The 8,461-nt window shown below is 72.2% G+C and carries 5 protein-coding genes and 1 pseudogene; 2 read left to right on the forward strand and 4 right to left on the reverse strand.

Annotated elements, in window-relative coordinates:
* Window positions 1–16: 16 nt before the first annotated feature.
* The 4 genes from E1266_RS32760 to E1266_RS32775 all read right to left on the reverse strand — a co-directional run bounded on the left by E1266_RS32760 (window position 17) and on the right by E1266_RS32775 (window position 5,341).
* Window positions 17–439 carry a CBS domain-containing protein gene (locus E1266_RS32760; protein ID WP_132053746.1) on the reverse strand — a complete coding sequence of 141 codons (423 nt, stop codon included), beginning with the start codon at window positions 437–439 and terminating at the stop codon, window positions 17–19.
* 114 nt (window positions 440–553) lie between these two features.
* Window positions 554–922: an SSI family serine proteinase inhibitor gene (locus E1266_RS32765; RefSeq protein ID WP_132053748.1), complete on the reverse strand. Its 369-nt coding sequence runs from the start codon at window positions 920–922 to the stop codon at window positions 554–556.
* 187 nt (window positions 923–1,109) lie between these two features.
* Window positions 1,110–1,742: a sigma-70 family RNA polymerase sigma factor gene (locus E1266_RS32770; RefSeq protein WP_132053750.1), complete on the reverse strand. Its 633-nt coding sequence runs from the start codon at window positions 1,740–1,742 to the stop codon at window positions 1,110–1,112.
* Between the two features lie 464 nt (window positions 1,743–2,206).
* Entirely contained in the window at window positions 2,207–5,341 is a 3,135-nt protein-coding gene (locus tag E1266_RS32775; protein ID WP_132053752.1) for a M14 family metallopeptidase, read from the reverse strand.
* Between the two features lie 310 nt (window positions 5,342–5,651).
* On the opposite strand from E1266_RS32775, the gene E1266_RS32780 reads away from it, so the two are divergent.
* Both E1266_RS32780 and E1266_RS32785 read left to right on the forward strand, forming a co-directional pair.
* Window positions 5,652–8,138, forward strand: a complete 2,487-nt coding sequence (locus E1266_RS32780) for a SpoIIE family protein phosphatase (RefSeq protein WP_132053754.1) — start codon at window positions 5,652–5,654, stop codon at window positions 8,136–8,138.
* Window positions 8,139–8,230: 92 nt separating this feature from the next.
* A pseudogene (locus E1266_RS32785) lies at window positions 8,231–8,461 on the forward strand (hypothetical protein); the annotation flags it as partial.

An 8,461-nucleotide genomic window follows, 5' to 3' on the forward strand; every position in this document is an offset into this window, starting at 1 on the left:
GCGCGGCCCGGGGGGTTCAGTTGTTCGGAGGGGCCTTGCTGATCTCCGGGAGGGGGCCGACGTCGCCGTTGGCCACGGCCAGGTCGCCGATGCAGACGATTCCGACCGGACGGTGCTGGGCGTCCACGACGGGGAGGCGCCGGACCGCCCGCTCGCACATCAGCCGGGCCGCGGTCCCGGTGTCGTCGTCGGGGTGGACGGTGGTGAGCTCCGCGGTGCAGACGTCGCCGAGCGGGGTGAGGGAGGTGTCGCGGCTCTCGGCGACCGCGCGGACCACGATGTCACGGTCGGTGACGACGCCGCAGAGGCGTCCCGCGTAGGTGACCAGTACGTCCCCGATCCCTCGGTCCCGCATGACGCGGGCGGCTTCGTACAGCGTCGCGTCCAGCGGCAGCGTCTCCGGAGCCGCCGTCATCACGTCGCTGACCCTTGGTGGCATCGCGCGCACATCCTTCCGAATACCGATGGCGGCTCGCGTAAACACGTGTGCGCGCCTTACCCGCGGTCGGCGCGCCTATGCGGACCGTTTTGCCCGACGGCCCCTGGGCTGGCATCAGAACGCGAAAACGGACCCGGTGTGCGAGCGCATGACGCAGTCGTTGCCGTACTCGACCCGGAACCGGACGGGCTCGCCGCGCCACCGCCCGGCGGCCCGGGCGACGACGGGGGAGTGGACCGCCGTGCACATCCGGCCGTCCGGCCCGTGGGCGAACCCGCCGCCGGATCCGCTCAGCTCCGAGCACGCCCGCGCCGCCTCCGGGTGGCTGCCGCCCGGCGGGTCGCAACGCAGCGTGACGCTCCGAGAGGTGCCCCGCTCCGGGTGGTCGAGGGTGAGCCGGAGGGACGTCGCCGACTCCGGCGAGGAGGCCGGCATGAGGGCGATCACCGCGCCCACGATGACGCTGGTGGCGAGGTTCGGCATCGATACTCCGAGGATCGAGGGCGGCGGGACACCGATACTCGCTCAGCGTAGCGCTGCGATGACCGAACGTACCTGAAAATGGGTGATCCCGCAGTCACGGGGCAACTGCGGGATCATGGTCTCCGGGTGGGGACGGGCCCGGGGGCCGGTGCGCCGACCGGGCGGGGCCGGGGCGCACCGCCGGGTCTCAGGCGGCGAGGATGTGCTCGGCGCGGTCGTCGTCCGCCTTGCGGCGCGAGACGGGGTGGTCGGCCAGCGCCTCGCGGAGCTGCTTGCGACCGCGGTGCAGGCGGGACATGACCGTGCCGATGGGGGTCCCCATCATCTCGGCGATCTCCCGGTAGGCGTAGCCCTCGACGTCGGCGAGGTAGACGGCGTCCCGGAAGTCCGCCGGCAGCGCCCGCAGGGCGGCGACGACCCGCGAGTCGGGGATGCGGTCGAGCGCCTCGGCCTCGGCGGACCGGAAACCGGACGCGTGCGCCTCCGCCCGCGCGATCTGCCACTCCTCCAGCTCCTCGGAGCCGGCGCGCTGGGGCTCGCGCTGCTTCTTGCGGTAGGTGTTGATGAAGTTGTTGGTGAGGATGCGGTGCAGCCACGCCTTGAGGTTCGTGCCTTCCTGGAACTGGTGGAAGTTCACGTACGCCTTGGCCAGGGTCTCCTGGACGAGGTCCTCCGCGTCGGCGCTGTTGCGGGTCATGCGCACGGCGCTGGCGTACAGCGGGTCGGCGAGCGGCAGGACGTCGCGCTCGTAGCGCTCGGTGTTCTCGGCCGCCGCGGTGTCCCCCGCGTTACGGCGGACGGGCGTGGTGACAGCGGTCATCGTCGCTCCCCGTAGGTAGTGGCCCAGGCGGAAACGGGCCGGTTGCTGACGCGTGTTCCGGGGGCACGCGCGGACCGGGCGGACGAACCGCCCCCCGTGTTGGTGGTACGTGCCACCGTTCCCGACGGGTTCGGAGGTCTCGGCCGCCCATGGCGCACGGGCCGAGGATCCTGCGCGGGTCGGCTGGGCCAGGGCGACCCCGTGCTTCCGGGACGTCGCGGGCCGATGCTCGATCAGGCGCTTCCCACCCATCGGTGGTCTTCCTGCCTTGTAAGACGCCTGGAAGGGTCCAAATGGTTGCGTGCGGACGGGTGTCGTCCGTCACATGCGGTGGCGTGTCGTCCGCGGCGGACGTGATCAAGCGGTATAGGACCGCCCCTGCCCGGACCAGAGGCAGGGGCGGCCCGCGAGGACGGGGATCCCCGGGAGCCCGGCGCGACGGGGGCTCCCGGGGATCGGGACGGTCAGCCGAGCAGGTGTCTCAGGGCCTTGGCCATCAGGGCCCGGCTGTCGGCGGGATCGGCCTGTTCGAGCCCGAAGCCGAACAGGACGGTGTCCTTGGTCGCGACCGACGAGACCGCGTCGATCAGCGCCTCGGACCGGACGAACTCGGAACCGTTGCCGGGGCTTCCCTCAGGGGCGCCCTGGATGGACCAGGGGCCGAGGCCGGTCTCGAAGCCCTCCGCGTCGAGGTCACCGCCGGTGGTGGTGAGCCTGGTGTCGTCGATGAACAGTCCGGTCCCACCGGTGAAGGGGTCGCTCACATAGGCGAAGGACACCTCCACCTGCTTGCCCGCGTAGGCGGACAGGTCGAACGCGACGGGGACCCAGCCGTTGGAGCTGCCGGTGAGGGCGTTCCAGGAGCCGGTGGTCCCGGTGTTGCCGCAGGGGTTTCCTCCCGTGAGGTAGTGGTTGAGGAACGGGTGCATGGCGAGGTAGTAGCCCGCCTCGCACTCCGCCGGGACGTTCGTGGACGTGCGCCCGTTCTTCTCGGGCAGGGTGGTCCAGTCGTCGGCGCCGGCGGTGTGGGCCTCGATGATGACGTTGTCGTAGCCCGTCTCGGTGCTGTAGGAGACCTGGGCCTGGAGCGTCGGGGCCTGCGCGGCGGTGACGCCGGTCAGGTCGATCGTCCGGGTCAGCCGCCGGTACGCGCTGTTCTGGTGGGGGCCGGCGACGTACCACTCGCCCTCGATGGGCTCGGTGGCCGCGGCGGCGCCGGTGTAGTCGCCGACCTTCCAGCTGGAGAACTGCGGGAAGTCGGCCTTGGGCAGGGCGGTGGAGGTGACCTGGAAACCGCCCGTCTCGTTCAGCGGGTTGGTCGCCGTGCCGGTGAGGTCGGACGTCACGCCCTCGAAGGGCCGGTCCGTGCCGACGAATGCGGTCGGCGATCCGACGAGCTGCCTGTCGTACGCGCCCAGGTAGTACTGGAAGAAGTCGTCCGACAGGAGTTCGCAGTCGTCCCGGAAGCTCGTGGTGAGCACGCACGGGCGCTCCGGGTGGCCCTTCAGGCCGTAGTAGATGCCGCCGCCGTTCGCCTGGCCGAGCGGGCCGGTGTATCCGGTCGTCTCACCGGTGTGCAGGAGTTTCCCGCCCTCGTTGAGGTACGACCTGACGCTCAGGACCAGGTCCTTCGCGCGGTCGGCCACCTGCGAGTCGGGGAAGTCGCCGACGACGGACCGGACCGGCTCGTCGGCCTCGTCCTGGGTGAGGCGGTTGTCGCCCAGGTACCAGACGACGGCCTTGAAGTGCTTCAGGACGCCGAGGTCGTGCGGGACGCCGTCCTTGTCGATGTCCCAGACCAGCGGCCGGCGCTTGGCGGACTTCACCAGCTCGGCGTACTGGTCGGCGTACCGCGGCTCGTTCGTCCCGGCCGGGTAGGTCGGGTTGACGCCGGTGTAGTCCTCGTCCGCGATGACCAGGACGTCAGCCTTCTTCTGGTCGCGCACGGTGTAGGTGAAGCGCTCGCTCTCCACCCGCTTCCAGCCCTTCCAGCCGGAGAACCACACCTCGACCTCGTCGCCGGGCCGCTGCGATCTGACCTTGCCGCGGAACTCGCCGTAGTAGTGGTCGTTCTCGTCGCCGTAGCGCTCACCGCCGCGCCACTCGCGCACGAGGTCGTGGTGCGTGCGGCCGCCGTTGATCCGGTAGTGCATCGTCTTCAGCTTCAGCGACCGGCGGATCACCGAGGCGACCTCCTGCGAGCCGCCGTAGGACGTGCTGAACGCGTCCGTCTCGAAGTCGGCGGCCTTGTGCCCGAGCGAGGACACGGGCTCGTCGGGCGTGTGCGCCGACTTGCCGACCGACAGCGCGAACGGCAGGTTCTTCTCGAACTCCCGCTGGATGAGCGTCTCGTCGTCGGGGAACTCGAAGCCGCTGCCGCAGTCGCCGGGCTCCCACTCGTCGTCCGGGTCGGACGCCGCGGCCGACGCGCAGGTCGCCATCTCCGGCGTGATCGACAGCGCGCCGTAGACGTTGTCGGCCTGGCCGTCGGTGTCGCCGTTGGTCGTGTAGAGCTGCGCGCCCAGCTGGGGCACGTAGCCGGGGACCGCGGGGTTGTCGATGTCGCCGAGCAGCGCGTCGTGGATCACGTCGTCCGGGCTGCGGGTCAGGGTCTGCCAGCCGACGCCGTGCAGCAGCAGCTCCGCCGCCGAGTGGTAGTTGATCAGGAACGCGGGCCGGACCCTCTTGTAGAGGTCCATCTGCGCCTTGGTCTCGGGTTCGGAGGCAGGGGCCGGGCCGCGGTACGTCTCGTCGGCGGGCCCGTCGGAGGAGCCCTCGTTGTCGTAGCCCCACTTGTAGGGGAAGTTGCGGTTGAGGTCGACGCCGTCCCCGCCGGTGATCTGGCCGTCGCCGTTGTTGTCGCGGGTGTTCTTGCGCCAGAGGCGGAACCCGTCCTGGAACGTCAGGTCGTAGCCGTCGACGTTGACGACCGGGACGAACCACAGCTCGGTCGTGTCGACGATCTTCGTGATCCCGGCGTCGCCGCCGTAGTTGCCGACGTAGTGGTGCAGCAGCCGGCGCACCATCTCCGGCGTGATCCATTCGCGGGCGTGCTGGGCGCCCTGGTAGACGACGACGGGCTTCTTGGTACGGCCCTTCTTGCCGGCGTCCTTGGTCACCTTGACGGCGGTGATCGGCTTGCCCTCGCGGCTCTTGCCGATGTCCACGGCCGTGGCGATGGACGGGTGGTCGGCGGCGACCTTCAGGAGCTCCTCGTGGAGGTTCCCGGGGCCGCTGTAGGGGCGGAAGACGCCGTCGGCCGCGGCCTTCGTGCGAAGACGGGCGGTGTTCTTCGCGGTGAGGCCGAGGCCCTGCCGGTTGAGCGCGGCGGCCTGCGGCGCGCTCATCACGGCCTCGACGCGGATGCCGCCCGCCTTCTCGCCCTTGGCGATGCGGATCGCCTCGTGGTCCAGGCCGGAGCGGTTCAGCAGCTCGACCTGCGCCGGGCTGAGCTCGGCGGTGTAGACCGAGACGGCCGCGCCGGAGGGCGAGGGGTCCGGACTGGCGTCGGCGGGAGTCGCCGCCAGCGTTCCGATCAGGAGCGCGGCGGCAGCGAGGGTCGGGGTGAGTCTTCGATGCCGGAACAGTGCGCGCGACATTGCGCCTCCCTGGAAGGGATCACAAATGGGGGGTTGCGTGATCGTCTGCCTGGGGAACCTGGGTGTCAATGGGGCATTAGTGCTCTATGCCGCATTCGGTCACTTTCCGATGTTCCGGCTTTCGGGGTGGCTACAGCGGCGTTCCCTTTGATAAAGGGCGTTCCGGAAGACGGGCAATAATCCGGCCTTCGGCGCCGTCTTCCACCAGTTTCCGGGGACCGGCGTCACGATCTTGTTACGGCAGGTAGCTTCCCCTTAACCGGGAGTCGCCGAGGGCCGGAGCGCCCTGCGCTCCCTGGAGGGGGACCGCATGGTCATCGACGAGCTGCTGGGGATGGCGTGGATGACGGCCATCACCCTCAACGGGCGCGGACGCATCAGCCACTGGGACGACACCGCGGCCGGGTTGTTCGGCGTCGGGCGGCTCCAGGCCGTGGGCCGGCCGCCGGCCTCGCTGCTGCGGCTCCCGCGCGAGCACCGCGGCGCCTTCGAGCCGGGCGTCTTCGGGCACGTCTGGTGCGGTTCCTGCACCCTTCCGCGCGTCGACAACGGCGTGCTCACCGAGGTCGGCTGGTGGGTCTACCCCATCGACGCCGACCCGGGCGGCCACGACACGCGGGTCCTCGCGCTCGCCGCCGACCTGCGCCGGCTCCGCGAGGAGGGCCCCGGCATCGTCGCCGGCGACCTGCCCGTGACGGCCCCCGACGCGGTCGCCCGGCGCGTCGCCGGAACGCGGCTGCTCCGGGTCGAGCCGGCGCTCGCGACGCCCGCCGGGCCCGGCACCGCCCCGTTCGCCGCGCCGTTCACCGCGCGGCTCGCCGACCTGCTGCCCGCCCTGGACCCGGGCGCCGCGGAGAAGATCGCGCTGCAGGTGCTGGGGCTCGGCTGCCCGGCGGTCTCCCTCGGGCTGACCGTCCGGCTGCCGATCATCCCCAACGCGGAGGGGCCGGCCGCGCCCGCCCCGCCCCGGCCGGCGGCTCCCGTCCGGCAGGCCCCTCAAGCCCGCTCCCGGCAGGTGGCCGCGGCCGCGCGCACGGGGCGGAGGCGCCCGGCCCGCGCGACGCGGCCGGCCGCGCCCCGCACACCCGGCCCCGCCCGGTCGGACGGCTGGGAGAGCAGGGCCATGCGGGAACCGCTCGCCTACCTCAGCGAGGCCGGGCAGCAGATCGGCGGCACGCTCGACCACCTGCAGGCCGCGCGGAAGCTGGCGGAGGTGCTGGTCCCGCGGCTCGCCGACTTCGCCGCCGTCGAGCTGCTCGAACGCGTCGTCGCCGACTCGGCCCCGCCCGCCGCCGAGGTCGACGAGGCCACGCAGATGCGCCGGGTCGCGGTCGTCCACAACGACGAGCACGGGCGCTGGGACGACCTCGTCCCCGAGGGGGAGGCGCTGCACCTGGCGTCCGGGGCGCCGTTCGTCCAGGCCATGCGGACCGGGCGGCCCGTCCACATCCCGCACGTCGACTCCGCGCAGGCCGCCGAGATCGCCGCCTCGTTCGGCGACCGCGACCTGCGGCCGCTGTTCGCCGGGCGGGCGCTGCTGATCGTCCCGCTGATCGCGCGGGGCCGGGTGCTCGGCACGTTCAAGCTGCTCCGCAAGGCCGACCGGCCCGGGTTCGGCGACCTCGACCTCGCCATGGTCGACGAGCTGGCGCGCCGCGCCGCGCTGTGCATCGACAACGGCCGGCTCTACCGGCGCGAGGTCCAGGTCGCCGAGGAACTGCAGCACTCGATGCTCCCCGACGACCCCCCGGACGTCGCGGGCGCCCGCGTCCGCTACCGCTACCGGCCCGCGGAGCAGGCGATCAACGTCGGCGGCGACTGGTTCGACGCCATCCCGCTGCCCGGCTGCCGGCTCGGCATCGTCGTCGGCGACGTCATGGGCCACGGGCTCACCTCGGCCGCGATCATGGGGCAGATGCGCACCGCCGTCCGCACCCTCGCCGCCGAGGACATGCGGCCCGCGCGGCTGCTGCGCCAGCTCGACGGCCTCGCCCGCCGGCTCGGCGAGGACTACCTCGCCACCTGCCTGTACGCGGTGTACGACCCGGTCGAGCGGAGCTGCACGCTCGCCAACGCCGGGCACATCCCGCCCGTCCTGGTGTCGGCGTACGGTGACAGCCGCATCCTCGGCGTCCCGTCCGGCGTGCCCATCGGGGTCGGCGGCGAGGCGTTCGAGACCGTCGAGGTGGCGGTGGAGGACGGGTCGCAGCTCGTCCTGTGCACGGACGGGCTCCTGGAACGCCGCGACCGCGACCTCGACCAGGGGCTGGAGCTCATGCGCAGCCGCCTCGCCGGCGCCACGCCCGACCTCGACGGCACCTGCGACTCCCTCCTCGACTCCCTCGCCGCGCCCACCCCCGCCGACGACATCGCGATCGTGGCGGTCGGCTTCGACGGCATCCCCAAGGACGACGTCGCCGCCTGGGAACGGCTGGATCCGCGGCCGAGCACCGTCCCCTGGATTCGGGCCCAGGTCGCCGCGCGGCTCACCGACTGGGGCCTCGGGACGCTCACCGACACCGTCGAACTGCTGGTCAGCGAGCTGGTCACCAACGCCCTCGTGCACGGCGCCGGAACCATCGGCCTCCGCCTGATCAAGGGCGGGACCCTGCTCTGCGAGGTCTACGACGACGGCGCCGACCTGCCCCGGCTCCGGCACGCCGAGGCCACCGACGAGTCGGGGCGCGGGCTCCAGCTCGTCAGCCACCTCGCCGCGCGCTGGGGCACCCACCGCGCCGAACCCGGGAAGGTCGTCTGGTTCGAGCACCTCCTGCCCGGAATGCGCCCGCCCCCCTGATGTCCGTGGTCGTGGGCGTGCGTCGCGATTCTGTGAGGTAAATGTCGCGTCGGCGACAGATATTTTCCAACGCCCCGTCCGCTGTGATCGATGTGACGACACCCATCGAGGCCACGGGGGAACAGTTGGGGCGGAATCTGACGCTGCCGGTACCGGAGACTCTGTACAGCACCTATGCCGTGGCGCTCGCGGCACCCATCCCGGACCCGGCGGAACTCGCTCGCGCCGAGGTGACGCGCCGCACCCGGCCGCCCCTCCGCGACCTCGTCCTCGGCATGCTCGACAGCCCCATGCTCACCCTCGACCAGCGCCCCGCCCGCGAC

Origin of the sequence: Actinomadura sp. 7K534, from assembly GCF_004348575.1 — a bacterium.
In the GTDB taxonomy this organism is placed as follows: domain Bacteria; phylum Actinomycetota; class Actinomycetes; order Streptosporangiales; family Streptosporangiaceae; genus Spirillospora; species Spirillospora livida.

Excerpts from the sequence above, each read along its gene's own strand:
- E1266_RS32760 (WP_132053746.1), bottom strand. The coding sequence starts at position 439 with ATGCCACCAAGGGTCAGCGACGTGATGACGGCGGCTCCGGAGACGCTG.
- E1266_RS32765 (WP_132053748.1), bottom strand. The coding sequence starts at position 922 with ATGCCGAACCTCGCCACCAGCGTCATCGTGGGCGCGGTGATCGCCCTC.
- E1266_RS32770 (WP_132053750.1), bottom strand. The coding sequence starts at position 1,742 with ATGACCGCTGTCACCACGCCCGTCCGCCGTAACGCGGGGGACACCGCG.
- E1266_RS32775 (WP_132053752.1), bottom strand. The coding sequence starts at position 5,341 with ATGTCGCGCGCACTGTTCCGGCATCGAAGACTCACCCCGACCCTCGCT.
- E1266_RS32780 (WP_132053754.1), top strand. The coding sequence starts at position 5,652 with ATGGTCATCGACGAGCTGCTGGGGATGGCGTGGATGACGGCCATCACC.